Below are 26,792 nucleotides of genomic sequence, written 5' to 3' on the forward strand. Positions count from 1 at the left end.
CGTCAACGTCGGCCACACACCGCCGACCGGAGCGTTCGGGATCGTCGACGATGCGTTACGTGCGGTGGGCGTTGGAGGTCTGAGTCTCGACCGCCTGCACCAACTGGGCGGGGGTCAGCCAGTCCTTGCCGCGGTGGATCATCCGGTGACAGTTCGAGCACAGCACGACGAGATCCGTGAGCCGCGTGCTCGTCGGACCGGTGACGTGCAGCGGAACGGCGTGGTGCACTTCTGCGAAGCCCTTGCCCCGCTCACCGTAGAAACTCTCGAAGTCGAACCGGCACACCTCGCAGGCGAGCTCACCACTCGCCGCCAGCACCGCGTCGATCTTCTGCTTGCGCAGCGCTGGATCCCGCTCCCGCACGAGACGCAGCCGCCGCAGCACGCTGCCCTCCGCCGCGCCTTCGTCGACATCGGCGTCCAGCGCCGGCAACGGCTCGTGCGTTACCCAGAGCGGCTGGGCGATCTGCCCAGGTGAGCGCAGCTGGGTCACCCGAATGAGGAAATCTATGGTGATGGGGGTAGACATTGCCCTCTCGGCAGGGTTAGTCTTCTCCCCGTCGAACAAGAGATAACATGGCACGGGAGATGACGAACTGCCCGTGAGGTGAACGCAGGACGGTCAGGCGCGCAAGAACTGGAGCCGACCGCCGCTTCACCAGCAGGTGCAAGACGCAGTCGAAGTGCAGTGCGCAAGTGCAAGACGGTCAGATGTGCCGGAGCCGATCAGTGGAAGGGGTTCTGGCAGGTGGCCTAGGGCCGTCGGTGAAACGAGTCCGGCACGTGCATGAGGTCCGGTGCCGACAGCCACGTGAGAACACGAAAGTCAGTGATCAGAGGAGAAGGGAAGGGGTTGCACACCATCGGATCGCCCGCCTTCGGCTGAACTCGGCCGGACGGGTACCGCGGTTCCATCAGATTGGAAGGTGGTCTTCGGTTACGCACACGCGATCCCCGCAACGCCCGCTCGCAGTACGGGGCATGCGGACAGAGGAAGCCGGTCTCACGGTCGGCTAGGTGGAAGTGAAACCCAACAACCCTGGGGCCCCGGTGCTACGGCATCGGGGCCCCTCGTGATGCGGAGGCGCGATGACCCCAGAAGCCCACGAATCTGCGAGCAACGAACCGCAGACCACAGCGGAGAAGTTCGACGACGAGCACTACCCCGCCTACTCGATGGGCCGGGCCGCGGAACTGCTCGGCACCTCGGCGAACTTCCTGCGCAGCCTGGACGAGGCGAAGCTCATCGAGCCGCAGCGTTCAACCGGCGGACACCGCCGGTACAGCCGCTACCAACTGCGTCTGGCCGCCCGCGTCCGCGCCTTGGTCGACCAGGGCACGGCGCTGGACGCCGCTTGCCGCATCGTCACCTTGGAAGACCAGCTGCAGGAAGCCCAGGCGCTCAACGCCAGGCTCACGCAGTCGTCGGCGACCGACGAGCCACACCCGCCGTTGCACAGCGTGTAGACCCACGTCGCAGTTGGACACGTGCTCATGAGAACGCCCCAGCAAGATCTTGCTGGGGCGTCTTTCGTTCCAGACGACGTGGCGGCAGAACGGGACTGCGTGGGCGAGGTCTAACCGCGCAGTTCCATCGTGCAGCACTTCGGGCCGCCGCCCGACTTGCGCAACTCCGAGATGTCCACGAACACCGGCTCGAACCCGCGCCGCGCCACCTGCTCGGCGAGGTGGGTGGCCTCGACGGGCATCACGACGTGCTTGCCGTCGGAGACCGCGTTCAGCCCCAGGCACACGGCATCGGCGTCGTTGGCGATGACGGCGTCCGGGAACAGGCGGCGCAGGACCTGCTGTGAGCCGGGCGAGAACGCCTCCGGGTAGTAGGCGACCAGAGGGGTGGGTGACTGGTCGTCGAGCATGAACAGCGCCACGTCGAGGTGGTAGAAGCGCGGGTCGACCAGCTGCAGGGACACGACCGGGACGCCTAGGACTTCCTGGGCCTCGGAATGTGCCCCGGGGTCGGTGCGGAAGCCTGTGCCTGCCAGGAGCAGGGAGCCGGTCCAGGTGAAGTCGCCCTCGGCCTCGTTCACGGCGGTCGGCATCACCACGGACTTGTAGCCGGCGCCCAGGAACCAGCGGCGGAAGTGGTCTGCCTCTGCTGAGCGCTGGGAGGCGCGGAAGCGGGAGCCGAGCACGCGGCCGTCGATGACCGTGCCGCTGTTCGCCGAGAAGACCATGTCCGGCAGGCCCACCACGGGCTCGATGACCTCGACGACGTGGCCCAGGCGTTCGTAAGTCTCGCGGAGCGCTGTCCACTGTTCTACCGCCAGCGTGGTGCTGGTGGGCTGGGTGGGATCCATCCACGGGTTGATGGCGTACTCCACCGTGAAGTACGTCGGCGGGCACATCAGGTACCGACGGGTCGTGGGCACGCGCCCAGGAAGGAGATCCTGGTCAGACGCGATGGGTGCGGCGATGTCGAGCGTGATCGGCTCGCCGGGCCCGGAGATGGATACGGTCATGGATCGAAATGTAAACGGCGGTTAGACCATCGAACAACGCCGCGACATTGCGTTGATTAGGGCAGAATGTTGCGTGTGGACAGCATCGACCATCGAATCATTTCGTGCCTCATGGCCAACGCTCGTTCCAGCTACGCGGAGATCGGGAAGGAGGTGGGGTTGAGCGCCCCTGCGGTGAAGCGGCGGGTGGACAAACTGCTGGACACGGGGGTGTTGCGGGGGTTCACGGCGGTGGTGGACCCGGAGGCGCTCGGGTGGGGTACCGAGGCGTTCGTGGAGGTGCACTGCAAGGGGAACGTCGCGCCGCACGACATCCAGCATCGGCTCGAGCCGATGGCCGAGGTCAGTGCCGCCTACACGGTGTCGGGGGCGGCGGACGCGATCGTGCACCTGCGGGCCGCGGACATCCACCACCTCGAGACCGCGCTGGAACGCCTCAGGGCCGTCGAGATCATCGATCGGACCGTGTCGACCGTTGTGCTGTCCCGGCTCCTGGACCGGCCCATCGCGCCCTAGGGTTCGGGCCATGGCTGAGGTTCTGCTGGAGCTCCACGACTCCGTCGCCGTGATCACGATCAACGATCCGGAGCGGCGCAACGCACTGACGATCGACCTGTCCAAGGAGCTCGAGGACAAGGTCGGGCAGGCGGAACGAGAGGCCAACGCGCTGGTCATCACGGGTGCGCCGCCCGCGTTCTGCGCCGGCGCGGACCTCACGCAGCTCGGCAACTCCAAGGACGAGGGGCTCAAGAAGATCTACGCGGGGTTCCTCGCGGTGGCGAACGCCACGATCCCGACGATCGCCGCGGTCAACGGTGCGGCGGTCGGCGCGGGGCTCAACCTCGCGCTGGCTGCGGACGTGCGGATCGCCGGGCCCAGGGCGCGGTTCGACGCGCGGTTCCTGCAGCTCGGCATCCACCCCGGCGGTGGCATGACGTGGATGTTGCAGCGGATCGCCGGTCCGCAAACAGCCACTGCCATGACGCTGCTGGGCCAGATCCTGGACGCCGACCAGGCCGTCGCGCACGGGCTGGCCTACGCGAAGGCCGAAGATCCGCTCGCTGCGGCGAAAGAGCTGGCGAGGGCGGCCGCCGAGGCTCCAGCGGAACTCGTCCGGACCATCAAGGCGACGATGCGGGCGACCGATGCAATGCACGACCACGCGGAGGCGGTCGAGACGGAACTGCGGCCACAGGTCGCTTCGATCGACACTCCAGAGTTCGCTGCGAGGCTTGCCGCGATGAAGGCTCGGATCAGCGGGCGGTAAGTGTTACCTTGGGTAACAGGTATCGAGGGTGACGTCTGCCGCATTCAGGTATCCGCTGGTGGTGGTGTGCTTACCGTTGAGTTAAGGACCCGTTGCGGCAGATGGGACAGTTCGTCTCGCCTGGTGGTACACGGCCCGTCTCGCAGGCGGTCCTGGCGACTACCCTCGTGGTGGGGCACGGCCACCCTTGGAGAGAGGTATCGGCGTAGGAATGAGCACTGAGACTCGCAAGCTGGATCGCGTTGTGATCCGCTTCGCCGGCGACTCCGGTGACGGCATGCAGCTCACCGGAGACCGGTTCACGTCGGAAGCGGCGGCGTTCGGCAACGACCTCGCCACCCAGCCCAACTTCCCCGCCGAGATCCGCGCACCACAGGGCACGCTGCCCGGTGTCTCGTCGTTCCAGCTGCACTTCGCCGACTACGACATCCTGACGCCCGGCGACCGTCCCGACGTTCTCGTCGCGATGAACCCCGCCGCGCTCAAGGCGAACGTCGTCGACCTGCCGGACGGCGGCATCCTGATCGTCAACACCGACGAGTTCTCGAAGCGGAACCTGACGAAGGTCGGGTACGACTCGAACCCGCTGGAAGACGACTCGCTCGAACGGTTCCAGGTCCACAAGGTCGCCATGGCGACGCTGACCATCGGCGCCCTCGAGGAGACCGGCCTCGGCAAGAAGGACGCCGAACGCGCGAAGAACATGTTCGCGCTCGGCCTGCTGTCCTGGATGTACCACCGGCCGACCGAAGGCACCGAACGGTTCCTGCGCGAGAAGTTCGCGAAGAAGCCGGACATCGCCGAGGCCAACGTCCTGGCGTTCCGCGCCGGCTTCTACTACGGCGAGACGACCGAGGCCTTCGCCGTCACCTACGAGGTGGCGCCCGCGAAGCTCAACGTCGGCACGTACCGCCAGATCACCGGCAACACGGCGACGGCGTACGGCATCGTCGCGGCGGCCCAGCTCTCGAAGCTGCCCGTCGTGCTCGGCACGTACCCGATCACGCCGGCGTCGGACATCCTGCACGAGCTGAGCAAGCACAAGAACTTCGACATCACCACGGTGCAGGCCGAGGACGAGATCGCGGGCATCGGCATCGCCCTCGGCGCGTCCTACGGCGGCGCGATCGGCGTGACGTCGACGTCCGGTCCCGGTATCGCGCTGAAGTCCGAGACCATCGGCCTCGGCGTGATGACCGAACTGCCGCTGCTCGTGATCGACGTGCAGCGCGGTGGCCCGTCCACCGGTCTGCCGACGAAGACCGAGCAGGCCGACCTGCTGCAGGCGATGTTCGGTCGCAACGGCGAGTCGCCGGTGCCGATCGTGGCGCCGCAGTCCCCCTCGGACTGCTTCGACGCCGTGGTCGACGCGACCAGGATCGCGCTGAAGTACCGCACGCCGGTGCTCTTCCTGTCCGACGGCGCGATCGCGAACGGCTCCGAGCCGTGGATGATCCCGGACGTCGAGACGCTGCCGGACCTCACGGTCGAGTTCGCGACGGACCCGGAGAACTTCCAGCCGTACTCGCGCGACCCGGAGACGCTCGCGCGTCCGTGGGCCGTGCCCGGCACTCCTGGCCTGCAGCACCGCATCGGCGGCCTGGAGAAGCAGGACATCACCGGCAACATCTCGTACGACCCGGAGAACCACGACAAGATGGTTCGCCTGCGCCAGGCCAAGATCGACGGCATCGAGGTGCCGGACGTCGTGGTCGAGGACCCGAGCGGCGAGGCCAAGGTCCTCGTCGTGGGCTGGGGTTCGTCCTACGGCCCGATCGGCGCGGCGGCACGCAGGGTCCGCAAGCTCGGCCTCCCGGTCGCGCACGCGCACCTGCGGCACCTCAACCCGTTCCCCAAGAACCTGGGTGACGTGCTGAAGTCGTACGAGAAGGTCATCGTGCCGGAAATGAACCTGGGGCAGCTGGCGTTGCTGCTGAGGGCGAAGTACCTGGTGGACGCTGTGTCGTACACCAAGGTGCAGGGCCTTCCCTTCAAGGCCGAAGAGCTTCAGGACGTGCTCGCTGACGTGATCAAGGGGGTGTCGGCGTGACCGCTATCGACATCGGACTCCCCGGCTTGACCGGGGTTCCCACGACCGACGAGAAGCAGTCGGCCAGGGACTACAAGTCGGACCAGGAAGTCCGCTGGTGCCCCGGCTGCGGTGACTACATCGTGCTCAACGCCGTGCAGTCGTTCCTGCCGACGCTGGGCCTCAAGCGCGAGAACATCGTGTTCGTCTCGGGCATCGGGTGTTCGTCCCGCTTCCCGTACTACATGAACACGTACGGCATGCACTCCATCCACGGCCGTGCGCCGGCCATCGCCACAGGTCTCGCCGTGGCACGGCCGGACCTGAGCGTGTGGGTGGTGACCGGTGACGGCGACGCGCTGTCCATCGGCGGCAACCACCTGATCCACACGTTGCGGCGCAACGTGAACCTCAAGATCCTGCTGTTCAACAACAGGATCTACGGCCTCACCAAGGGCCAGTACTCGCCGACGTCGGAACCGGGCAAGGTCACCAAGTCGACGCCGATCGGCTCGGTCGACCACCCGTTCAACCCGGTGTCGCTGGCACTGGGCGCGGAGGCCTCGTTCGTCGGTCGCGCGATGGACTCGGACAAGGCCGGGCTGACCTCGGTGCTGCGCCAGGCCGCGGAACACCGCGGTTCGGCACTCGTGGAGATCTACCAGAACTGCCCGATCTTCAACGACGGTGCGTTCGACGTGCTGAAGGACCCGGACGAGGCAGAGCGGCGGATCATCCACGTCGTCGACGGCGAGCCGATCCGGTTCGGCCGTGAGGGCGAGTACTGCGTGGTGCGCGAGGGCTTCGGGCTCGCGGTCGCGAAGTCCGCGGACGTGGACGCCGGCGAGATCGTCGTGCACGACGCGTCGGACCTGAACCTGTCGTTCGCGCTCTCGCGGCTCTCGACGCAGGACCTCACGCACACCGTCACGGGCGTTTTCCGGCGTGCGGACCGCACGACGTACGACGACGGCGTGCGCGCGCAGGTCAACGAGGCCAAGGCCTCGAAGGCAGCGAACCTGAGCAAGCTGTTGCACGGCAAGGACACCTGGACCGTGGTGGGCTAAAGACCCGGGACACGAAGAAGGCCCCCACCGAACGCGGTGGGGGCCTTCTTCGTGTGCGATCGATCAGGGTGCCGGGCGGAAGCCCGCCTTCTCCGCGTCGGCCTCGGTGCGGAACCACACGTCGGCACGCGTGTCACCGAAGTTCGCGGAGCCCTCGGAGTAGTAACGACGGCCGGTCAGCGTGGCCTTCACCGAGAAGTCCTCGGCCGGCGCGTGGCCGTCCGACTTCGGCAGCACCGAGCCGGGACCGAACGGCGAACGCGGGTTGAAGCCCTCCGGCTGCTGGAACCGCGCCGAGGACGGTGCGGCCGCGGGCGTGCCGTTCGGGCGGCCACCGGTGGACGGCGAGAAGCCGACCGGGCGTGGACGCTGCGGGAGCGCTGCGGCCGCCGCGGGCTGGGGCTCCTGCTTCGGGGACTCGAACGCCGAGAACGCCGGGAAGCTCTGCTGGCGCTGCGCTGTCGTGCGACGGGCCTCGCGGATCGGCAGGCCCGCCTCGGTCTGCCGCGGCGGCAGGTCGACGGGTTCGGGCTCGGGCTCCGGAGGGGCGGCGAGCAGGGGCTCGTCGCTCGGCACGAACTTCGGCACGAACGGCTGGTCGTTGCTCGTGTCCGGCAGCGTGCGGGTCTGCCCGAGGGCGGGCAACGGCTCGTCGGCCTCCAGCAGCGGCTCGAACAACGAGCGCCGCGTGTCCGCCACAGGCGCGGCAGGGGCAGCGGGAGCAGCGAGGGGGACCTCGATCCCGTGGGAGAAGGCAGCGCCGACGGTACGTGGCGTGCGCTCCGGCGTCTCCTCGGTCTCGACCCTCGGCTCGAACGCCGAGAACGGCGCGGGCGGCGGTGCACCGGGAGCCGTGAACGGCTGGGAGAACATCCCGGTGTACTCGGGCTCGACGAACTCCTCGTAGACCTGTTCGGGCTCGTAGGCCTGTTCAGGCTCGTAGGTCTGCTCGGCTTCCGCCTGCGCGGGCTGAGGTTCGACCTCGGGCTCCGCGAACAGCTCAGGCTCTTCGGCCAGCGTCGACTCGAAGACCCCGTTGCGCACGCTCGGCGCGTCCAGGTCGACCGGTTCGACGATCGGCTCGATCAGCCCGGTCTGCTCGGCCGGGGACTCCGGCTCCACCTCGGACGACGGCGCGGTGAACCCGTCGAGCTGACCGGAGATCTCGTCACGCAGGCCGGGGTACTCACCGGTGAGGTCGTTGTCCGGCCAGCTGCTCTCCTCGACGGCGATGAACGTCGTCTGCTCGGAGCGCGTGCCGGTGGGCTCGTCCTCCTGCTCGGCGGCCTCGTCGAGGTAGGTCTCCGGCTCGTCCTGCGACCAGACCTCACGCGGCTGGTAGATGAAGTCGTCGGCCTGCTCGTCGACCTCGGGGCCCGCGGTCGGCACGCGCGCCGGCGCACCGGGCTCGGCGACCGGTTCGACCGTGGGCACGTACGACGTCTGCTCGGCCGGGAGCTCCGGCTCGTCGTCGAAGTCCGCGGCCTCCAGGCCGGAGTTCGACAGGACCGTCGTCTGCTCGGCCGGGCTCTCCGGAGGGACCTCGCCGGGGCCGAGACGCTCGAACAGCGAACGCGGGCGGTCGTCCTCGGCGTCGGCCAGTGCCTTCTGCTCGGCCAGCTGCTCCTCGAAGCGGCGCTGGGCCTCCTCGGGCTCGAGGTACTGGCGAACCGGCGCGGCCGGCTCCTCCTCCACCTCGGGCTGGGCCTCGAACGTCGTCGTCTCGAACGACGACTGCTCGTGCTGAGCCTGGTCGTACGGCTCCTGCTCGTCCTGGAGCTGGCCGTACGACGACTGCTCGTACCGGGCGGGCTCGGGCTCCTCCACGACGGGAGGCGGCACCGGCACGACCGGGAGCGGCGGCGGCACGGGGGCCGGCGCGGGCTCACCGAAGTACGCGGGCGGCTCGACGTACGGCGCGGGTGCCGGCGGCAGCGCCGGAACGGGCGTGGGCGGCGTCAGCACCTCGTCGCTCAGCGACCGCGGTGGCGCGGCGTCCCACTCGTCCACCTCGAACTCGGCGGCGACAGCCGTCGCCCCGACCGGCGCGGCGGAACGACGCGCGTCGAGAAGTTGATCATCCAGGTCGGCGATCTGCTTTCGCGCGGGGCGCACCATCACCAACCAGGTGAGCAGCACTCCCGCAACGAAGGACAGCAGGCTCCACAGCCAGACCTGCCCGAAGATGTTCACGGGTAAGCCCCTTCTACGACCACACTCCGACCCCACTCACTCGGAAGGGTGAGCATGGCCAAACTACAGTGCCTTTGATGATGCTCCGTCACTACGCCGTTCAGCGCAAATAACGGGTGGAAAGCCCAGCGTAGAGTGGGATTTTGTGCCCCCTCTGACAACCTCGGCCATCACTTCGCCAGAAGTTCACACCCAGAGGCGAGGGATCACCTACGGCGCACTCGCCTACGTCCTTTGGGGCTTGTTCCCGGCGTACTGGCCACTCCTCGTACCCGCCCAGCCGATCGAGGTGCTGGCGCACCGGATCGTCTGGTCGTTCGTCACGCTCGCAATCGTCGTCATGATCCTCCGACGATGGCGACCTTTCCTCGAACTATCCGGAAAAGGCTGGCTGATCGTTACCGCAGCGGCCGTCTTGATCACGGTCAACTGGGGCACCTACATCTACGCGGTGAACAGCCACCACGTGGTCGAGTCGGCGCTCGGCTACTTCATCACGCCACTGGTGAGCGTGGCGCTCGGGATGATCTTCCTGAAGGAACGCGTGCGGCTGCCGCAGACCGTAGCGATCGCCGTGGTCGTCGTCGCTGTGATCGTGCTCACCGTCGACTACGGCAGGCTGCCGATCATCTCGCTGGTCCTCGGCTTCTCGTTCGGCGTCTACGGCCTGCTCAAGAAGAAGGTGCCGCTGGACTCCATCACCAGCCTCACCGCCGAGAGCGCCGTGATCGTCCCGTTCGCCGCGATCTACCTGTTCGTGCTCGGCAGTGCGAACACGTTCACCACCGAGGGCACCGGTCACACGTTGCTGATCCTGAGCACCGGCATCGTCACGGCGATCCCGCTGGTGCTCTTCGGGGCCGGCGCGCAACGGATCCCGCTGATCACGATGGGCATGCTGCAGTACCTCGCTCCGGTGCTGCAGTTCGCCTGGGGCGTGTTCGTGGTGCACGAACCGATGCCGGCCAGCAGGTGGATCGGGTTCGCCCTGGTCTGGCTGGCCCTGGCGATCTTCACGGTCGACGCGCTCAGGTCCCGGCGCAAGCAGCAGCTCGCGCCGGTCGGCTGAAACTCAGCGAGAACGCTCCACGACGTACGTGGCGAGCTCTTCGAGAGCGTCCCGTGCGGCGCACTCGGGCAGCTTGCCCAGCTCCGTGCGGGCGCGGTCCGCGTAGTCGTCCAGCGTCTCGCGGGCCTTGTCCATGCCGGACGACTTGCGCAGCAGGAGCAGTGCCTCCTCCACCAGGTCGTCGTCGGTGATCGGTCCCGCCAGCAGTTCAGCGAGCCGGGTCTCGGACGGGTCGGCCAGCGCGTAGAGCATCGGCAGCGTCTTCACGCCCTCGCGCAGGTCGGTGCCGGGGGTCTTGCCCGACTCGATCGACGGCGACGCGATGTCGATCACGTCGTCCGAGATCTGGAACGCGGCACCGATGACCTCGGCATAACGGCGCAGCGCGTCCGTCTGGTCGTCGGTCGCGTCGGAGAACATGCCACCGAACCTGGCCGCGGTGGCGATCAGGACGCCGGTCTTCTCCTCGATCACCCTGAGGTAGTGGGAGATCACGTCCTCGCCGGGCTGCGGGCCGACGGTCTCGCGCATCTGGCCGGTCACCAGGACCGAGAAGGTCTCCGCGATGATCCGGGCCGCGTCCGTCCCCAGGTCGGCGGTCAGCCGGGACGCGTGGGCGAACAGGAAGTCGCCCGTCAGGATCGCGATGCTGTTGTCCCACTTGACGTTCGCGGAGACCGCTCCGCGCCGCATGGTCGCCTCGTCCATGACGTCGTCGTGGTAGAGCGTCGCGAGGTGGGTGAGCTCGACCACAGTGGCCGCCTTGATGACCTTCTCCCGGTCCCAGTCGGCGCCGAACTGCGATGCGAGCAGTGTGAAGAGCGGGCGGATCCGCTTCCCGCCCGCCTCCACAAGGTGAAGCGAGGTTTCCGTGACCGGGTGGAACTCGCTCTGCACGACATCGTGCAGACAGCGCTCCACCTCGGCCAGGCCGTCCTGGACTACCTCGCTGAGCACGGGGTCCACCAACGCGAACCCCGGTCCCAAATGCTCGCTACTGGTCACACCAGCAGACTACGTACACCTAGCTGAGGAAGGTGCCGGTACCCGCCCAATCGAGCACGAACGTGGGCCACAAACCCAGCACCAACGTCACCACGGCACCCAACGTGATCGCGATCGTGGTGAACGCGCCGGGCACCGTCACGGTCGGGCCGTCCGGAGCCGGGTCGCTGAAGTACATCAGCACGATCACCCGCAGGTAGAAGAACGCCGCCACGGCCGAGGCCACGAGAGCGATCACCACGAGCGGCGTGAGACCGGCGTCGATCGCCGCGCTGAACACGACGAACTTGCCGATGAAGCCGGACGTCAGCGGGATGCCGGCCAGGGCCAGCAGCAGGAACGTGAAGGTGGCCGCCACGATCGGCGACCGCTTCGCGAGTCCCGCCCACTGCGACAGGTGCGTCGCCTCGCCGTCCGAGTTGCGGACCAGCGACACGATGCCGAACGCGGCGATCGTGGTGAAGCCGTACGCCAGCAGGTAGAACATGGTCGCGCTCACGCCCGGAGCGTCGCCTTCCGGCGTCAGGGCGATCGAGCCGATCAGCAGGAAGCCCGCGTGCGCCACCGAGGAGTACGCGATCATGCGCTTCACGTCGGTCTGGGTGAGGCCGAGGATCGCGCCGATCACCATCGAGACGACCGCGACGCCGTAGAGCACACCACGCCATTCCCACTGCGTGTTCTCGAACGCCACCGTGAGCACGCGCAGGATGCCGCCGAACGCGGCGACCTTCGTGCACGCGGCCATGAACGCCGTCACCGGCGTCGGCGCGCCCTGGTACACGTCCGGGGTCCACGCGTGGAACGGACCGACGGCGGCCTTGAACAGCAAGCCCACCACCAGCAGGCCGAAGCCCGCGAACAGCAGCGTGTCGGAACGGTCCGTGCCACCGGCAGCAGTCGCGATGGCCGAGAGCTTCACCGAACCGGCGTAGCCGTACAGCAGGGCCACGCCGTAGAGGAAGAACGCGGAGGCGAAAGCGCCGAGCAGGAAGTACTTCACAGCCGCTTCCTGCGAGAGCAGGCGACGGCGGCGAGCCAGGCCGCACAGCAGGTACAGCGGCAGCGACAGGACTTCCAGCGCGATGAACATCGTCAGCAGGTCGTTCGCCGCGACGAACGTCATCATGCCGCCGAGCGCGAACAGCGTGAGCGGGAAGACCTCGGTCTGCATGCCGGTCTTCGTCGCCTGTGCGCGGTCCTGCACGGTGCCGGGACGGATCGCGGCCTGCGCCACGAACGCGCCACCGGGCTCCACCGAGCGGTCGGCGATCAGCAGCACCGAGCCGAAGCCCAGCACCAGCAACGTGGCCCACAGGAAGAGCGACGGCGAGTCGACCGCGATCGCTCCCGCCAGCGTCGCCACGCCCTGCTCAGGACGGTCCGACGTCGCGTAGAGGATCAGCGTGCCGACGGCGGCGACCATCGACACGAGCGTCAGGACGAGCTGCACCGCCCACCGCTGGTGCTTGGGCAGCAACGCTTCCAGCAGCACGCTGATGCACGCGGCACCGAGCACGATCAGCAGCGGCGCGATGGCGCCGTAATCGATCTCCGGCGCCTCGATCGTCTGCGCCTGAGCGACGAGAAGGTTCACGTCACTTGCCTTCCTGCACGGTGACCGGGTCGGTCACGCCGACCTCGGTCAGCGTCGCCCCGACAGTCGGGGTGATGACGTCGAGCACCGGCTGCGGGTAGAACCCGAGGGCCAGCACGATGACAACGAGCGGTGCCAGCACGGCGATCTCGCGCTTGTCGAGGTCTCCGATGGTGGTCTTCTTCTCCGGGTCGCCCACGGCTCCCGGACCGGCTGCCGCCCCGATGAGCGCGTCGCCGCGCAGCGGGCCGGTCATGATCCGCTGGTAGAGCCACAGCACGTAGAGCGCCGCGAGCACCATGCCGACCGTCGCGATGATCGTGAACACCGGGCGGGTCGGGAACGAGCCGATCAGCACGAGGAACTCGGAGACGAACGAGTTCGTGCCCGGCAGCGACAGCGTGGTGAGACCCGACAGCAGCAGCATGCCCGCGAGCAGCGGGGCCACCTTCGACATGCCGCCGTAGTCGGAGATCAGCGACGAGCCACCGCGCGCGATCACCATGCCGACCACGAGGATCAGCATGCCGGTCGAGATCGAGTGGTTGAGCATGTACGACACCGAGCCCACGCCTGCCTGCGACGTGAACGAGAAAATGCCGAGCGCGATGAACCCGAAGTGGGCGATCGAGACGTAGGCGAGGAACCGCTTCATGTCCCGCTGTCCCGTGGCGAGCAGCGATCCATAAAGGACACCGGCCACGGCGAGCACCAGGACGTACGGCGCCAGGTTCTTCGACGCCTCCGGGAACATCGGCAGCAGGTAGCGCAGCATGCCGAACGTGCCGACCTTGTCCAGGATGCCGACGACGATCACCGTGACGCCGATGGGCGCCTCGGCGGCCGCGTCGGGCAGCCAGGTGTGGAACGGCACGAGCGGCGCCTTGATCGCGAACGCCAGGAAGAAGCCGAGGAACAGCCAGGTCTGCGTCGTCGAGTCGGCGTCGCTGACCACCTTCACCAGCGTGGCCCAGTCGAACGTGCCCTTGCCCAGCTCGTCCGACGCCATCGCGTACGCGCCGATGGCGGAGGCCAGCATGATCAGGCCGCCGAGGAACGAGTACAGGAAGAACTTGACCGCCGCGTACTGCCTGCGCGCGCCGCCGTAGCCGCCGATCAGGAAGTACATCGGGATCAGCATGACTTCGAAGAGCACGTAGAACAGGAAGACGTCGGTGGCGGCGAACACCGCGACCGTCACGGCCTCCTGGATCAGGATCAGCGAGAGGTAACCGCCCTGCGAACGACCGGCGGGCAGCTTCTCCGTCCAGCCGGCACCGATCACCAGCGGGATCAGCAGCGCGATGACCGCGATCATCACCAGCGCGATGCCGTCGATGCCGAACTGCAGCCGCACGCCGAACGCCGGGATCCAGTCCACGCCCGAGGCGAGCTGGATGCGGTCGCCGTCCGGGTCGTAGGCGAACCACAGCAGGGCGGCGAGCACGAGCTCGACGAGCGAGAACGCCAGCGCGACGAGCTTGGCCTTCTTGTCGTCCTTGCGCAGGAACGCCACCACCAGCGCGCCGACCAGCGGCACCACCAGCAGTGCGATCAGAACCCAGGTCACGAGAACCTCACCACCAGGAGCGCCCCGAGCACGAAGATCGAGCCCAGCAGCATGGACAGTGCGTAGGAGCGGACGAACCCGGTCTGCAGCCTGCGCAACCGGCCGGAGCTACCGCCGAGCAGCGCCGCGGTCCCGTTGACCAGACCGTCGACGCCCTTCAGGTCGAAGAACACCAGCGCGCGGGTGAGCCAGGTGCCCGGACGCGCGAAGAGTGCCTCGTTCAGTGCGTTGCCGTAGAGGTCCGCACGGGCCGCGCGCACCGGGAACGACACGCGCTCCGGCCGCTCGACCGGCTGCTTGCCGCGGGCGAAGAGCAGGAACGCGAGTCCGGCGCCGACGAGCGCGAGCACGACGGTCAGGATCCCGACCATGCCGTGCGAGATCACGCCGTGCTCCTCCTTCAGCTCGCCCAGCGAGGGCTCGAGCCACCCGGCGAGACGTCCGCCGGAGGAGAGGAACCAGCCGCCACCGATCGAGCCGACCGCCAGGATGATCATCGGAACGGTCATCGTGAGCGGGGACTCGTGCGGGTGGTACTCGCGGCCGTCCTCGGACTTCAGTTCCTTCCAGCGGGGCTTGCCCAGGAAGACGAGGATCAGCAGGCGCGTCATGTAGAACGCGGTCAGCGCGGCACCGAGCAGAGCGACGCCACCGAAGACCCACGGCCGCCAGCCCTCACCGGTGAACGCCGCCGCGATGATGGCGTCCTTCGAGAAGTAGCCGGCGAACGGCGGGATGCCGATCAGCGCGAGGTAGCCGAGCGTCCAGGTGACGAACGTGATCGGCAGGAACTTCGCGAGCCCGCCCATGCGGCGGATGTTGCCCTCGTCGTTCATGCCGTGCATGACCGAACCGGCACCGAGGAAGAGCCCGGCCTTGAAGAAGCCGTGCGTCAGCAGGTGCATGATGCCCAGCGCGTAGCCGATCGGGCCGAGGCCCACCGCGAGGATCATGTAGCCGATCTGCGAGACCGTCGAGTACGCCAGGACCTTCTTGAAGTCGTCGTAGGCGCAACCGATGATGCAGCCGATCAGCAGCGTGACCGCACCGATGATCATGACGACCAGGCGGCCGTCCTCGCTCAGGTTGTAGAGCGGGTTGGAGCGGGCGATGAGGTACACGCCCGCGGTGACCATCGTCGCCGCGTGGATCAGGGCGGACACCGGGGTCGGGCCGGCCATCGCGTCCGGCAACCAGGCCTGGAGCGGGAACTGACCCGACTTGCCGCAGGCGCCCAGGAGCAGCAGCAGCGTGATCGCGAGGACCTCGGCCGAGGAGAACTCGCTGACGCGGCTGAAGACCTCGGTGTACTGCGTCGTCCCGAGCCTGTTGAACATCAGGAAGATCGCGATCGCGAGGCCCAGGTCGCCGACGCGGTTCATCAGGAAGGCCTTCTTGGCCGCCGATGCCGCTTCCGGCTTGTACTGGTACCAGCCGATCAGCAGGTACGAGGCGAGACCGACGCCCTCCCAGCCGAAGTACAGGGTCACGAAACCGTTGCCCAGCACCAGCAGGAGCATCGCCGAGACGAAGAGGTTGAGGTAGGCGAAGAACTTCCGCCTGCCTTCCTCGTGCGCCATGTAGCCGATCGAGTAGATGTGGATCAGCGAGCCCACACCGGTGATCAGCAGCACGAACGTGAGCGACAGCGGGTCGATCCGCAGTCCGAACTCGACGGTCAGGGCGTTGACGTCGATCCAGTCCCACAGCTTCAGGTTCTGGACGCGTTCCTCGGGGTTCGAGACACCGAGGGTCGTGAAGAACAGCGCGAGCGCGTAGCCGAACGACGCCAGCAGCGTGGCGCTGCCGAGCAGGTGGCCCCACTTGTCAGCACGCCTGCCACTGACCAACAGCACCGCCGCACCGAACGCGGGCAGCGCGAGCAACAACCAGGCGAAGCTCGCGACCCCGCTGGCGACAACAGGTTCCGTCACCGGTGACCCCTCAGTACTTCAGCAGGTTCGAGTCGTCGACCGAGGCCGAGCGACGCGTCCGGAAGATAGACATGATGATCGCGAGGCCGACGACGACCTCCGCCGCGGCGACGACCATCACGAAGAACGCCATCACCTGACCGTCGAGCGAGCCGTTGATGCGCGCGAACGTCACGAGGCTCAGGTTGACCGCGTTGAGCATGAGCTCGACGCACATGAAGACCACGATGGCGTTGCGGCGCACCAGGACGCCGACGGCGCCGATGCTGAACAGCAGTGCCGACAGCAGCAGGTAGTAGGTGGGAGTCACGACTCACTTCCCTTGAGCGCGTGCGCGTCGGGCTCGTGCGCGGTGCCGGCCACCTCGGCGACGTCGTCCGAGAGCGTGGACCTGTCGGTCGCCTCGATGACGTCGAACAGAGACTCCTCCGCGACCGTGCCGTCGGGCAGCAGTGCGGGGGTGGCCACCGAGTTGGCGGTGGCGAAGACGCCGGGGCCGGGCAGCGAGCCGACCCGCTTGCCGTCCTGGAAGCGCTCTTCGACGAGTTCCTTCTGCGTCTTCTTGGCGGGCTTCCCGTCGCGGCCGACGAAGGCCAGGATCATCGCGCCGAGGGCGGCGGTGATCAGCAGGGCCGACGTGAGCTCGAACGCGAACAGGTACTCCGTGAAGAGCTTCGTGCCGATGTTGCCGACGTTGCCACCGTTGGTGGCGTTCGCCTCGGCGAGACCGGCGGGCTCGACGGAGGTCAGCGCGCGGCCGATGGAGCCGACCAGCAGCACGGCGAACCCGATGCCGAGCAACGCGGCCGCGAGTCGCTGGCCGCGGATGACCTCGACGACGGAGTCCGAACTGTCCCTGCCGACCATCATCAGCACGAACAGGAACAGCATCATGATCGCGCCGGTGTAGACGATGATCTGCACGAAGCCGAGGAACGGCGCCTGCTGGACCATGTACAGCACGCCGAGGCTGAGCATCGTCACGACGAGCCACAGCGCGGAGTGCACCGCGTTGCGCGCGAAGAGCATGCCGAGCGCGCCGGCCAGCGCGAGCGGGCCGAGGATCCAGAACGTGATCGCCTCGCCCGTGGTGACGGTGTCGACCACCTTCTGCACGGGTTCCGGCTGCTGGGCCAGGAAGCTGACGAGAAGGCTCACTTCTCGGCCCCCCTGCCCTCTTGGGCCGCCTTCTCCAGCTGCGGCCCGTTCACGTAGTAGTCCTGCTCGTTGTTCCCCAGCCGCATCGGGTGCGGCGGCTGCTCCATGCCGGGCAGCAGCGGGGCGAGCAGGTCCTCCTTGGTGAAGATCAGGTCCTGACGGTTGTCGTCGGCCAGCTCGTACTCGTTCGTCATCGTGAGCGAACGGGTCGGGCAGGCCTCGATGCACAGACCGCAGCCGATGCAGCGCAGGTAGTTGATCTGGTAGTCGGCACCGAAGCGCTCACCGGGCGAGAAGCGTGCCTCGTCGGTGTTGTCGCCGCCTTCGACGAAGATCGCGTCCGCGGGGCAGGCCCACGCGCACAGCTCGCAGCCGACGCACTTCTCCAGCCCGTCCGGGTGCCGGTTGAGCTGGTGACGGCCGTGGAACCGCGGCGCGGTCACCTTCTTGACCTCGGGGTACTCCTCCGTCACCACCTTCTTGAACATGGTGCCGAAGGTGACTCCGAAGCCTTTCAGGGACTCGAACATCCCTACTCAGCCTCCTTACCGGTGGTGACGGCTGCCTTGTCCGCGGGGATGTTGGCGACCTTGACCTTGCGCTTGGGCGCTGACTTGGGGACGACGAGGTCGAGCGGCGGCACGGGGAAGCCGGAGCCCGCGAGCGGAACGCCCTTGGTGTCCTGGACCTTCTTGTCCGGCAGCAGGAACGAGACCAGCAGCACGAGGCCGACGACCACGCCCAGTGCGATGAGCCGCTGCGCCGTGGAGAGCTGCTGGATCGCGCCGGTGCGGATGACCGCGACGGCCATGATCCAGACGAGGCTGGTCGGGACCAGCACCTTCCAGCCCAGCTTCATGAACTGGTCGTAGCGCAGGCGAGGAAGCGTGCCGCGCAGCCAGATGAAGAGGAACAGGAAGCTCAGCGTCTTGCCGACGAACCAGAGCAGGCCCCACCAGCCGGTGTTCATGAACTCGCCGCTCCACGGGGCGTGGTAGCCGCCGAGGAAGAGCGTGGTCGCGAGCGCCGAGACGGTCACCATGTTCACGTACTCGGCGAGGAAGAACAGCGCGAACTTCAGGGAGCTGTACTCCGTGTGGAAACCACCGACGAGCTCCGACTCGGCCTCGGGGAGGTCGAACGGGGCGCGGTTGGTCTCGCCGACCATCGACACGACGTAGATCGCGAAGCTGGGGAAGAGCAGGAGACCGAACCAGCCGGGCGCGAACCCGAGCACGGTGCTCGCCTGGGCGCCGACGATGTCACCGGTCGACATCGAGCCGGTGAACATGATCACCGCGACGATCGACAGGCCCATCGCGATCTCGTAGGAGATCACCTGTGCCGCAGCGCGCAGCGAGCTGAGCAGCGGGTAGGGCGAGCCGGAGGCCCAGCCGGACAGCACGATGCCGTAGACGCCGATCGAGGAGCAGGCGAGCACCACCAGCACGCCGACCGGGAGGTCGACGAGCTGCAGCGCGGTCTGCTCTCCGAACAGGTTGACCTCACCCGCGAGCGGGATCACCGAGAACGCGAGGAACGCGGGGATGCACGAGATCACCGGCGCGAGGAAGAAGACCCACTTGTCCGCGAGGACCGGGCGGATGTCCTCCTTGAACGCGAGCTTCAGACCGTCCGCGAGCGACTGCAACCAGCCGTTCGGGCCCACGCGGTTGGGGCCGGGACGCTGCTGCATCCGCCCCACGACCTTGCGCTCCCAGTTGATCATGAACAGAGTCATGACCACGAGGAACGCGAAGATCGCGACGACCTTGATCAGGATCAGCCAGAACGGGTCGTCCGCGAGCAGCTTCGCGGTCTCGCCGATCTCAGCCGCGTAGATGTGCTGGGTCATTACTTCACCCCACTGACGGAGACGATCGAACCGTGGTCCGCGCCGAGCGTGCGACGCACGGTCACGTCACCCGAGTTGGTGGGCAGCCAGATGACGCCCTCGGGCAGGTCGTCGGTCTCGACCGGGAGCGTGATCGCGCCGCGGTCGGTGGAGACCGTGACGGACCCGCCGGAGGTCAGGCCGAACTGCTGCGCGGTGGTCTCCGCGATCTTCGCGACGACCGGGCGGGCCGTCCCGGCGAGGTTCGGCTCGTCGACCTGCAGCGAGCCGTTGCCGATCAGGCGGTGCCAGGTGGCGAGCACGGCCTTGCCGGCACCGGCCGGGGACACCAGCGGCGCGGCGACGTTGAGCGACGAACCGCTCGGCGTGCCTTCACCGAGGCGGGCCAGGTCGGCGGCCGAGGCGGCGGGCGTCTGCGTGAACAGGTCCGCGTCCATCTCCACCGCGAGGGTGTCGAGCACGCGGCAGTCCGGCAGCGAGCCGGTGCCCTCGAGCGTGGTGCCGAACTCGCGGCGGCGGCCCTCCCAGTTGAGGTAGCTGCCGGCCTTCTCGACCGCCGGGGCGATCGGGAGCACGACGTCGGCGTACGCGGTGACCGCGCTCGGACGCAGCTCCAGGCTCACGATGAAACCGGCCCCCGCCAGCGCCTTCTCCGCGAGCCGCGGGTCGGGCAGGTCGAACGGGTCGACGCCGCCGACCACCAGGCCGGACAGCTCACCGTTCGCGGCGGCCTCGAGGATGCCCGTGGTGTCGCGGCCGGGCGTCGCGGGCAGCGAGCCCTCCTCGACGCCCCAGGTGCGCTCGACCTCGGTGCGCGCGGCGGCGTTCGCGACGTGGCGACCGCCGGGCAGCAGGTTCGGCGTGGCACCGACCGCGAGCGCGCCGCGCTCACCGGCACGGCGGGGAATCCACGCGACCTGGGCACCCGTGCGCTCGGCCAGCCGGGCGACCGCGGTGAACGCGCCGGGGATCACGGCGGCACGTTCGCCGACCAGGATCACCGCACCGGGCTTGCTCAGCAGCTCGACGACGTCGGAAGCGTGCTCCGGCAACGCGTTGATGGCGTTCGCCTCGGCACCGGGCACGCAGGCGAGCAGCGTGCCCAACGTCTTCTCCACGGCCGGGGTCGTGAACTGGCCGAGGTGGAAGACCTTCGTGCCCTTGCGGGCCGCCTTGCGCAGGCGCAGGAAGACGATCGGCGCCTCTTCCTCGGGCTCGAACGCGACCAGCAACGCGGCCGGTGACTTCTCGATGCCCTGGAAGGTGACGCCGTTGTCCGGGTTCGTGAACACCGTGGTGCCGGACAGGAACTCCAGCTCCTCGGCGCTGTGCGGCCGGGCGCGGAAGTCGATGTCGTTGGTGTGCAACGCGATGCGGGCGAACTTCGAGTACGCGTAGGCGTCCTCGACGGTCAGCCGGCCACCGGTGAGGACACCGACGCCGTTCGCTTCACGAGCCGCCGTCAGACCTGCGGCCGCGACCTGCAGGGCCTCGGTCCAGGACGACTCGCGCAGCTCGCCGCTCTCCTTGTCACGGACCAGAGGCCGCTTGATGCGGTCCCCGGTCGTGGCGTAGCGGAAGGCGAACCGGCCCTTGTCGCAGATCCACTCCTCGTTGACCTGCGGGTCGTCGCCGGCGAGCTTGCGCTGCACCTTGCCGCGCCGCCAGTCGGTGCGCTCGGCACAACCGGAGGAGCAGTGCTCGCAGACGCTCGGCGTCGACACGAGGTCGAACGGTCGGGCGCGGAAGCGGTAGGCCGCCGACGTGAGTGCGCCGACCGGGCAGATCTGGATGGTGTTGCCGGAGAAGTACGACTGGAACGGCTTGTCCTGCGCCACACCGATCTGCTGCTGCGAGCCACGCTCCAGCAGTTCGATGAACGGGTCGCCGGCGATCTGCGCGGAGAACCGCGTGCAGCGCTGGCAGAGCACACAACGCTCGCGGTCGAGCAACACCTGCGTGGAGATGTTGATCGGCTTCGGGAACGTCCGCTTGTGCTCGTGGAAGCGGGAGTCGCTGCGGCCGTGGGCGATCGCCTGGTTCTGCAGCGGGCACTCACCGCCCTTGTCGCAGATCGGGCAGTCCAGCGGGTGGTTGATGAGCAACAGCTCCATCACACCCTGCTGGGCCTTGTCCGCGACCGGCGAGGTCAGCTGGGTCTTCACGACCATGCCGTCCGCGACCGTCATCGTGCAGGAGGCCTGCGGCTTCGGCATCGGCCGGCCGCCCATCTCGACCTCGACGAGGCACTGGCGGCAGGCGCCCGCGGGCTCCAGCAGCGGGTGGTCGCAGAAGCGCGGGATGACCGTGCCGAGGCGCTCGGCCGTGCGGATCAGCAGCTCACCCTTGGGCGCGATGACCGTTTCGCCATCGATGACGAGCTTGACGTGACCTTCCGGTACGACAACCTCGGCTGCGATGGGCTTGTCAGGCGCGATGGTCATGCGTTCGCTCCAGCCAGGACCTTGGAGTTCTTGTCGCACAACGCGAGGAACTCGTCCTTGAAGTACTTGATGCCACTGGTGATCGGGCTGACCGCACCGTCACCCAGCGCGCAGAACGAGCGGCCGAGGATGTTGTCGCAGACGTCGAGCAACGTGTCGATGTCGCTCGCCGTGCCGTTGCCCGCCACCATCCGCTGCAGGATCTGCACGAGCCAGTACGTGCCCTCGCGGCACGGCGTGCACTTGCCGCACGACTCGTGCTTGTAGAACTCCGTCCACTTCATGACGGCCCACGGCACGGACACGGTCTCGTTGAAGATCTGCAGGGCGGTGGTGCCCAGCATCGAACCGGCCTCGGCGGCACCCTCGAAGTCCAGCGGCACGTCGAGGTGCTCCGCGGTGAACAGCGGGGTGGACGAGCCACCCGGCGTCCAGAACTTGATCGGGATGCCGTCCTTCATGCCGCCGGCCATGTCGAGGAGCTGCCGGAGCGTGGTGCCCATCGGCGCCTCGTACTGGCCGGGCCGCGTGACGTGGCCGGACAGCGAGTAGATCTTCGGACCGGGCGACCGGTCGCGACCCATCTCGCGGAACCAGTCCGCGCCACCGTTGACGATGAAGGGAACCGACGCGATGGTCTCGACGTTGTTCACCACGGTGGGCGACGCGTAGAGGCCCGAGGTCGCGGGGAACGGCGGCTTGAGTCGCGGCTGGCCACGACGGCCCTCCAGCGAGTCGAGCAGCGCGGTCTCCTCGCCGCAGATGTACGCGCCGGCGCCGGCGTGGATCACGACGTCGAGGTCGAACCCGCTGCCGAGGATGTTCTTGCCCAGGTAGCCCTTGGCGTACGCCTCGCGCACCGCCGCGTTGAGGCGGCGGATGCAGTGCAGGACCTCACCGCGGACGTAGATCGCCGCGAAGTTCGCGCGGATGGCGAACGACGTGATGATCACGCCCTCGATCAGCGAGTGCGGGTCCGCCATCATCGTGGGGATGTCCTTGCAGGTGCCCGGCTCGCCCTCGTCGGCGTTGATGACGAGGTAGTGCGGCTTGCCGTCGCCCTGCGGGATGAAGCCCCACTTCATGCCGGTGGGGAACCCCGCGCCGCCACGGCCGCGCAGTCCGGAGTCCTTGCACTGCTGGATGAGCTGGTCCGGGTGGGCCTTGAGCGCCTTGGGCAGGGCGGTGTAACCACCGGTGCGCTCGTAGGTCTCGATCGTCCAGGACCTGGGCTCGGTCCAGCGCTTGGTGAGAACGGGAGTCAGCGGGTCGACCATTGGTGATCCCCTACTTCTTTTCCGGCAGGGCGGGGAACTCGGCGTTGGCCGGCATGGCCGGCGCGTCCCAGCCGCGTTCCTGGGCGATCTGCGCACCGGCCAGCGTCTCCGGCGCCGCCGACGGGCCGTCGAGGTCGGCGTCGCGACCCTCGAAGAACCCGGCGAGCTGGAGCTCGGCCTGCTTGAAGTCGGTGAGCGGGGCACCGCGCGTCGGGGCGGGCTTCTCCCCCGACTGCAACGCCTTCACGAGTCCCAGGGCCTTGTTCTCGTCCTGGTTGTCGTAGAACTCGTAGTTGACCTGGAGCACCGGGCCGAGGTCGCACGCGGCGAGGCACTCGGCGTGCTCCAGCGTGATCGAACCCGGCGTGCCCGGCTCGCCCGCGGTCTCCTCGTGGCCCACACCGAGGTGGTCCTTGAGGGTCTTGTAGATCGCGTCGCCACCGAGCGCCGCGCACAGCGTGTTCGTGCACACGCTGACGAGGTGCTCGCCGCACGGCTTGCGCTTGTACATCGTGTAGAAGGTCGCGACGGCGCTGACCTCGGCCTCGGCCAGGTCGAGCTGTCCGGCGCAGAACCGGATGCCCTCCTGGGAGACGTAGCCCTCGACCGACTGCACGAGGTGCAGCATCGGCAGCAGCGCACTGCGGGCCTGCGGGTAGCGGGCGATGATCGCCTGCGCGCGGTCCACAGTGGACTGGTCGAAGGTCTGTTCTGGAGCCTGGGTCATCGGTCACACCCACCCATCACCGGGTCGATCGAGGCGACGGACGCGATGACGTCGGCGACCATGCCGCCCTCGCACATCGCGGGCATCGACTGGAGGTTCACGAAACTCGGTTCGCGCAGGTGCACGCGCATCGGCCTGGTGCCACCGTCGGAGACGACGTGGTAGCCCAGCTCGCCGCGCGGTGACTCGACCGGCACGTAGACCTGGCCCGCCGGAACCTTGAAGCCCTCGGTCACCAGCTTGAAGTGGTGGATGAGGGACTCCATGGACTGGCCCATGATCTTGCGGACGTGCTCGAGCGAGTTGCCCATGCCGTCGCTGCCGATCGTGAGCTGCGCCGGCCACGCGATCTTGGCGTCCTCGACCATGACCGGACCGGTCGGCAGGCTCTTCACGACCTGCTTGATGATCCGCAGCGACTGGTGCATCTCCTCGAGCCGCAGCAGGTACCGCGCGAAGCAGTCCGCCGCGTTCGAGGTGGGCACGTCGAACTGGTAGTTCTCGTAGCCGCTGTACGGCTCGATCTTGCGCAGGTCCCAGGCGAGGCCGGCGGAGCGCAGGATCGGGCCGGTGATGCCGAGCGCGAGGCACGCGTCGACGGGCAGGTAGCCCACTCCCGCGAGGCGGTTGCGCCAGATCGGCTGGCCGGTGAGCAGCTTGTCGTAGTCCGGCAGCCGCTTTTCCATGACCTTGACGAACGCGGTGATCTTCTCGACCGCGTCGTCCGGCAGGTCCTGCGCGAGACCGCCGGGACGGATGAACGCGTGGTTCATCCGGAGACCGGTGAGGTGCTCCAGCAGGTGCAGGGCCTCCTCGCGCTCGCGGAAGCCGGAGGTCATGCCGGTGAGGGCGCCGAGCTCCATGCCGCCGGTGGCGAGTGCGACGAGGTGCGAGCTGATCCGGTTGAGCTCCATCAGGAGGACGCGGATCGCCTCGGCCTTGTCCGGCACCTTGATGCCGAGCAGCTTCTCGACGCTCATGCAGTACGCCGCTTCGTGGTGCAGCGGCGCCAGGTAGTCGGTGCGCGTGATGAACGTGACGCCCTGCACCCAGTTCCGGTACTCGAGGTTCTTCTCGATGCCGGTGTGCAGGTAGCCGATCACGCTGCGGGCGTGGGTGACCGTCTCGCCCTCGAGCTCCAGGACCAGGCGGAGCACGCCGTGGGTCGAGGGGTGCTGCGGGCCGAGGTTCATGACGATGCGCTCGTCGTGCACCGCGTCCGCGAGCACCTCGTCCCAGTCGCCGCCGGTCACCGTGTAGACGGTGCCCTCGGTGGTCTTGCGGGAGTCCGCGACCTCGGGGGTCTCGGTGCGCGTGGTGACGTCGTCCGTGCTGTCGCTACCGGTCGCGCTGGTGTTCGTCCCGGTGGTGACGTCCGAAAGCCGCTCGGTCATGAGTACGACCGCCTCTGGTCCGGCGGAGGAATCTCCGCGCCCTTGTACTCGACCGGAATGCCGCCCAGCGGGTAGTCCTTGCGCTGAGGGTGGCCGTCCCAGTCGTCCGGCATGAGGATGCGGGTCAGTCCGGGGTGACCGTCGTAGATGATCCCGAACATGTCCCAGGTCTCGCGCTCCTGCCAGTCCGCCGTCGGGTAGACCTCGACGAGGCTCGGCACGTGCGGGTGCTCGACGTCGACGGCGACTTCCAGCCGCACGCGGCGGCGGTACGTCATCGACGTGAGGTGCGTGACCGAGTGCAGGCGCTGCGGCACGTCGGCGCCGTAGTCGACACCGGACACCGAGCTGCAGAGCTCGAAGCGCAGCGACGGGGTGTCGCGGAAGATCCGCGCGACCTCCAGCAGCGTCTCCGGCCTGAGGTAGAAGGTGATCTCGCCGCGGTCGACCGTCACCTGCTGCACCGTGTCGGCGGGCAGGTCCTTGTCGCCGATGGCGGCGAACAGCTCGTCCGCGACCTCGTCGAACCAGCCACCGAACGGGCGCTCGGCCGGAGCAGCCACGTGGGCGGGCAGGCGCAGGCCACCGAAGCCGGACGTGTCACCGGAGCCGGTGACGCCGAACAGACCCTGGCGCTCCTTGCCCGCGTGGATCGGCGCCTTGGCCTTGGCGTCTGTCGGGTTGGTCTTCTCGAGGTCCTCTCCCGCGCGGTTGACGCTGGAGTGCTCTCCCCCTGGCTCGGTCACTTCTTCCTCGCAAAACGCTCGGACGACGGGATGAGATCGGTGCGGTAGCCCGAGTCGGCGAGCGCCTTGGCGCGCACGGCGTTGAGCGGCTCGTCCATGATCTTGGCGTGGATCTTGAGGATCGCGTCGATGAGCATCTCCGGCCTGGGCGGGCAGCCCGGCAGGTACATGTCGACCGGCACGACGTGGTCGACGCCCTGCACCACCGCGTAGTTGTTGAACATGCCGCCACTGCTGGCGCACACGCCCATGGCCAGCACCCAGCGCGGCTCGGGCATCTGGTCGTAGATCTGCCGCAGCACCGGCGCCATCTTGTTGGTGACGCGGCCGGCCACGATCATCAGGTCCGCCTGGCGCGGTGAGGCGCGGAAGACCTCCATGCCGAAGCGGGCCAGGTCGTACCGCGGCGCACCCGTCGTCATCATCTCGATGGCGCAGCAGGCCAGGCCGAAGGTGGCAGGCCAGAGCGAGGACTTGCGGGTCCAGTTGACCAGCTTCTCGACGCTGACCAGCAGGATGCCGTTCGGGAGCTTCTCCTCGAGACCCATGACTTCCTCAGTTCCAGTCGAGGCCGCCGCGACGCCACACGTAGACGTACGCGAAGCCGACCGTGGCGACGAACAGGACGATCTCCACCAGCCCGAACAGGCCGAGCTTGTCGGCCGCTACGGCGAACGGGTAGAGGAAGACCATTTCGATGTCGAACAAGATGAACAGCATCGCCGTCAGGTAGTACGCGACGGGCATGCGCCCACCACCCACCACCGGCTGCGGGCTCGGCTCGATGCCGCACTCGTACGCGTCGAGCTTCGCCTTGTTGTAGCGGCGGGGTCCGATGTACGGCGCTGCGGTCACCGAGAACAGTGCGAACGCCCCGGCGAGCGCGAACATCAATACGAGGGGGAGGTAAGGGTCCAGCACGCTCCGTCGTCCTTTCCTCGCGGTCGACCGCACCCTAAGGGTGTTGTTCTGCGACCTAT

At 68.0% G+C, this 26,792-nt stretch carries 24 protein-coding genes; 6 read left to right on the top strand and 18 right to left on the bottom strand.

Translation table 11 applies throughout. The features are described from left to right. Positions 1-55: 55 nt before the first annotated feature. Complete coding sequence (locus PV646_RS07990; RefSeq protein WP_500340798.1) at positions 56-493, bottom strand: HNH endonuclease; 438 nt, start codon at positions 491-493, stop codon at positions 56-58. A 596-nt stretch (positions 494-1,089) separates the two neighbouring features. On the opposite strand from PV646_RS07990, the gene PV646_RS07995 reads away from it, so the two are divergent. Further along, positions 1,090-1,467, top strand: a complete 378-nt coding sequence (locus tag PV646_RS07995; protein ID WP_500340799.1) for a MerR family transcriptional regulator — start codon at positions 1,090-1,092, stop codon at positions 1,465-1,467. Between the two features lie 110 nt (positions 1,468-1,577). Here PV646_RS07995 and ddaH read toward each other — a convergent pair whose 3' ends face one another. Beyond that, positions 1,578-2,480, bottom strand: a complete 903-nt coding sequence (gene ddaH, locus PV646_RS08000) for a dimethylargininase (protein WP_500340800.1) — start codon at positions 2,478-2,480, stop codon at positions 1,578-1,580. A 66-nt stretch (positions 2,481-2,546) separates the two neighbouring features. Between ddaH and PV646_RS08005 the strand changes: the two genes are divergently transcribed. The 4 genes from PV646_RS08005 to PV646_RS08020 all read left to right on the top strand — a co-directional run bounded on the left by PV646_RS08005 (position 2,547) and on the right by PV646_RS08020 (position 6,843). Then, complete coding sequence (locus tag PV646_RS08005) at positions 2,547-2,996, top strand: Lrp/AsnC family transcriptional regulator (protein ID WP_177224552.1); 450 nt, start codon at positions 2,547-2,549, stop codon at positions 2,994-2,996. Between the two features lie 10 nt (positions 2,997-3,006). Then, complete coding sequence (locus PV646_RS08010; RefSeq protein WP_500340801.1) at positions 3,007-3,747, top strand: enoyl-CoA hydratase; 741 nt, start codon at positions 3,007-3,009, stop codon at positions 3,745-3,747. A 211-nt stretch (positions 3,748-3,958) separates the two neighbouring features. After that, positions 3,959-5,797 carry a 2-oxoacid:acceptor oxidoreductase subunit alpha gene (locus tag PV646_RS08015; protein WP_500340802.1) on the top strand — a complete coding sequence of 613 codons (1,839 nt, stop codon included), beginning with the start codon at positions 3,959-3,961 and terminating at the stop codon, positions 5,795-5,797. Then, positions 5,794-6,843 (top strand): 2-oxoacid:ferredoxin oxidoreductase subunit beta, encoded by a 1,050-nt coding sequence (locus PV646_RS08020; RefSeq protein ID WP_500340803.1) that lies wholly within the window; start codon positions 5,794-5,796, stop codon positions 6,841-6,843. Before PV646_RS08015 ends, PV646_RS08020 begins: the two co-directional genes overlap by 4 nt. 63 nt (positions 6,844-6,906) lie before the next feature. Here the strand turns inward: PV646_RS08020 and PV646_RS08025 are convergent, their stop codons facing one another. Then, positions 6,907-9,036, bottom strand: coding sequence for a sunset domain-containing protein (locus PV646_RS08025; RefSeq protein ID WP_500340804.1), 2,130 nt, complete (start codon positions 9,034-9,036; stop codon positions 6,907-6,909). A 241-nt stretch (positions 9,037-9,277) separates the two neighbouring features. Between PV646_RS08025 and rarD the strand changes: the two genes are divergently transcribed. Beyond that, positions 9,278-10,105 (top strand): EamA family transporter RarD, encoded by an 828-nt coding sequence (gene rarD, locus PV646_RS08030; protein ID WP_500340805.1) that lies wholly within the window; start codon positions 9,278-9,280, stop codon positions 10,103-10,105. A gap of 3 nt (positions 10,106-10,108) precedes the next feature. Here the strand turns inward: rarD and PV646_RS08035 are convergent, their stop codons facing one another. From PV646_RS08035 to PV646_RS08105, 15 genes are all read right to left on the bottom strand, one after another. Beyond that, a complete protein-coding gene (locus PV646_RS08035) occupies positions 10,109-11,110 on the bottom strand; it encodes a polyprenyl synthetase family protein (protein WP_500340806.1) in 1,002 nt (333 codons plus the stop codon). A 19-nt stretch (positions 11,111-11,129) separates the two neighbouring features. Further along, the gene (gene nuoN, locus PV646_RS08040) at positions 11,130-12,707 is read right to left on the bottom strand and encodes an NADH-quinone oxidoreductase subunit NuoN (protein ID WP_500340807.1); all 1,578 of its coding nucleotides are present in this window, start codon (positions 12,705-12,707) and stop codon (positions 11,130-11,132) included. A gap of 1 nt (position 12,708) precedes the next feature. Further along, positions 12,709-14,277 carry an NADH-quinone oxidoreductase subunit M gene (locus tag PV646_RS08045; protein WP_500340808.1) on the bottom strand — a complete coding sequence of 523 codons (1,569 nt, stop codon included), beginning with the start codon at positions 14,275-14,277 and terminating at the stop codon, positions 12,709-12,711. After that, positions 14,274-16,211, bottom strand: coding sequence for an NADH-quinone oxidoreductase subunit L (gene nuoL, locus PV646_RS08050; protein WP_500340809.1), 1,938 nt, complete (start codon positions 16,209-16,211; stop codon positions 14,274-14,276). Before nuoL ends, PV646_RS08045 begins: the two co-directional genes overlap by 4 nt. Positions 16,212-16,221: 10 nt before the next feature. Further along, on the bottom strand, positions 16,222-16,521 hold the full coding sequence (gene nuoK / locus PV646_RS08055) for an NADH-quinone oxidoreductase subunit NuoK (RefSeq protein WP_030473209.1): 300 nt from the start codon (positions 16,519-16,521) through the stop codon (positions 16,222-16,224). After that, positions 16,518-17,369, bottom strand: a complete 852-nt coding sequence (locus PV646_RS08060; protein WP_500340810.1) for an NADH-quinone oxidoreductase subunit J — start codon at positions 17,367-17,369, stop codon at positions 16,518-16,520. Before PV646_RS08060 ends, nuoK begins: the two co-directional genes overlap by 4 nt. Beyond that, positions 17,366-17,899, bottom strand: a complete 534-nt coding sequence (nuoI, locus tag PV646_RS08065; protein ID WP_500340811.1) for an NADH-quinone oxidoreductase subunit NuoI — start codon at positions 17,897-17,899, stop codon at positions 17,366-17,368. The genes PV646_RS08060 and nuoI overlap by 4 nt, the downstream gene beginning before the upstream one ends. A 2-nt stretch (positions 17,900-17,901) precedes the next feature. Next, positions 17,902-19,224, bottom strand: a complete 1,323-nt coding sequence (nuoH, locus tag PV646_RS08070; protein WP_500340812.1) for an NADH-quinone oxidoreductase subunit NuoH — start codon at positions 19,222-19,224, stop codon at positions 17,902-17,904. After that, positions 19,224-21,668 (bottom strand): NADH-quinone oxidoreductase subunit G, encoded by a 2,445-nt coding sequence (locus PV646_RS08075; protein WP_500340813.1) that lies wholly within the window; start codon positions 21,666-21,668, stop codon positions 19,224-19,226. Before PV646_RS08075 ends, nuoH begins: the two co-directional genes overlap by 1 nt. Then, entirely contained in the window at positions 21,665-22,945 is a 1,281-nt protein-coding gene (gene nuoF, locus PV646_RS08080; RefSeq protein WP_500340814.1) for an NADH-quinone oxidoreductase subunit NuoF, read from the bottom strand. Before nuoF ends, PV646_RS08075 begins: the two co-directional genes overlap by 4 nt. Before the next feature lie 10 nt (positions 22,946-22,955). Continuing rightward, a complete protein-coding gene (gene nuoE / locus PV646_RS08085; protein WP_500340815.1) occupies positions 22,956-23,672 on the bottom strand; it encodes an NADH-quinone oxidoreductase subunit NuoE in 717 nt (238 codons plus the stop codon). Then, positions 23,669-25,066, bottom strand: a complete 1,398-nt coding sequence (locus PV646_RS08090; protein ID WP_500340816.1) for an NADH-quinone oxidoreductase subunit D — start codon at positions 25,064-25,066, stop codon at positions 23,669-23,671. The genes nuoE and PV646_RS08090 overlap by 4 nt, the downstream gene beginning before the upstream one ends. Further along, positions 25,063-25,719: an NADH-quinone oxidoreductase subunit C gene (locus PV646_RS08095; RefSeq protein WP_500342325.1), complete on the bottom strand. Its 657-nt coding sequence runs from the start codon at positions 25,717-25,719 to the stop codon at positions 25,063-25,065. The genes PV646_RS08090 and PV646_RS08095 overlap by 4 nt, the downstream gene beginning before the upstream one ends. 89 nt (positions 25,720-25,808) lie before the next feature. After that, positions 25,809-26,360 (bottom strand): NuoB/complex I 20 kDa subunit family protein, encoded by a 552-nt coding sequence (locus PV646_RS08100; protein WP_500340817.1) that lies wholly within the window; start codon positions 26,358-26,360, stop codon positions 25,809-25,811. A 7-nt stretch (positions 26,361-26,367) separates the two neighbouring features. Next, positions 26,368-26,730: an NADH-quinone oxidoreductase subunit A gene (locus tag PV646_RS08105; protein ID WP_500342326.1), complete on the bottom strand. Its 363-nt coding sequence runs from the start codon at positions 26,728-26,730 to the stop codon at positions 26,368-26,370. Positions 26,731-26,792: the final 62 nt, after the last annotated feature.

The sequence above is a fragment of the Streptomyces sp. ID05-26A genome (assembly GCF_033794685.1).
Lineage (GTDB): Bacteria > Actinomycetota > Actinomycetes > Mycobacteriales > Pseudonocardiaceae > Lentzea.

What these genes read in the sequence shown, in the direction of transcription:
- ddaH (WP_500340800.1), bottom strand. Translation starts at nt 2,480, where the DNA reads ATGACCGTATCCATCTCCGGGCCCGGCGAGCCGATCACGCTCGACATC.
- nuoH (WP_500340812.1), bottom strand. Translation starts at nt 19,224, where the DNA reads ATGACCCAGCACATCTACGCGGCTGAGATCGGCGAGACCGCGAAGCTG.
- PV646_RS08100 (WP_500340817.1), bottom strand. Translation starts at nt 26,360, where the DNA reads ATGGGTCTCGAGGAGAAGCTCCCGAACGGCATCCTGCTGGTCAGCGTC.
- nuoI (WP_500340811.1), bottom strand. Translation starts at nt 17,899, where the DNA reads ATGTTCGAGTCCCTGAAAGGCTTCGGAGTCACCTTCGGCACCATGTTC.
- nuoE (WP_500340815.1), bottom strand. Translation starts at nt 23,672, where the DNA reads ATGACCCAGGCTCCAGAACAGACCTTCGACCAGTCCACTGTGGACCGC.
- PV646_RS08090 (WP_500340816.1), bottom strand. Translation starts at nt 25,066, where the DNA reads ATGACCGAGCGGCTTTCGGACGTCACCACCGGGACGAACACCAGCGCG.
- PV646_RS08075 (WP_500340813.1), bottom strand. Translation starts at nt 21,668, where the DNA reads ATGACCATCGCGCCTGACAAGCCCATCGCAGCCGAGGTTGTCGTACCG.
- PV646_RS08005 (WP_177224552.1), top strand. Translation starts at nt 2,547, where the DNA reads ATGTTGCGTGTGGACAGCATCGACCATCGAATCATTTCGTGCCTCATG.
- PV646_RS08015 (WP_500340802.1), top strand. Translation starts at nt 3,959, where the DNA reads ATGAGCACTGAGACTCGCAAGCTGGATCGCGTTGTGATCCGCTTCGCC.
- PV646_RS07995 (WP_500340799.1), top strand. Translation starts at nt 1,090, where the DNA reads ATGACCCCAGAAGCCCACGAATCTGCGAGCAACGAACCGCAGACCACA.
- PV646_RS08010 (WP_500340801.1), top strand. Translation starts at nt 3,007, where the DNA reads ATGGCTGAGGTTCTGCTGGAGCTCCACGACTCCGTCGCCGTGATCACG.
- nuoF (WP_500340814.1), bottom strand. Translation starts at nt 22,945, where the DNA reads ATGGTCGACCCGCTGACTCCCGTTCTCACCAAGCGCTGGACCGAGCCC.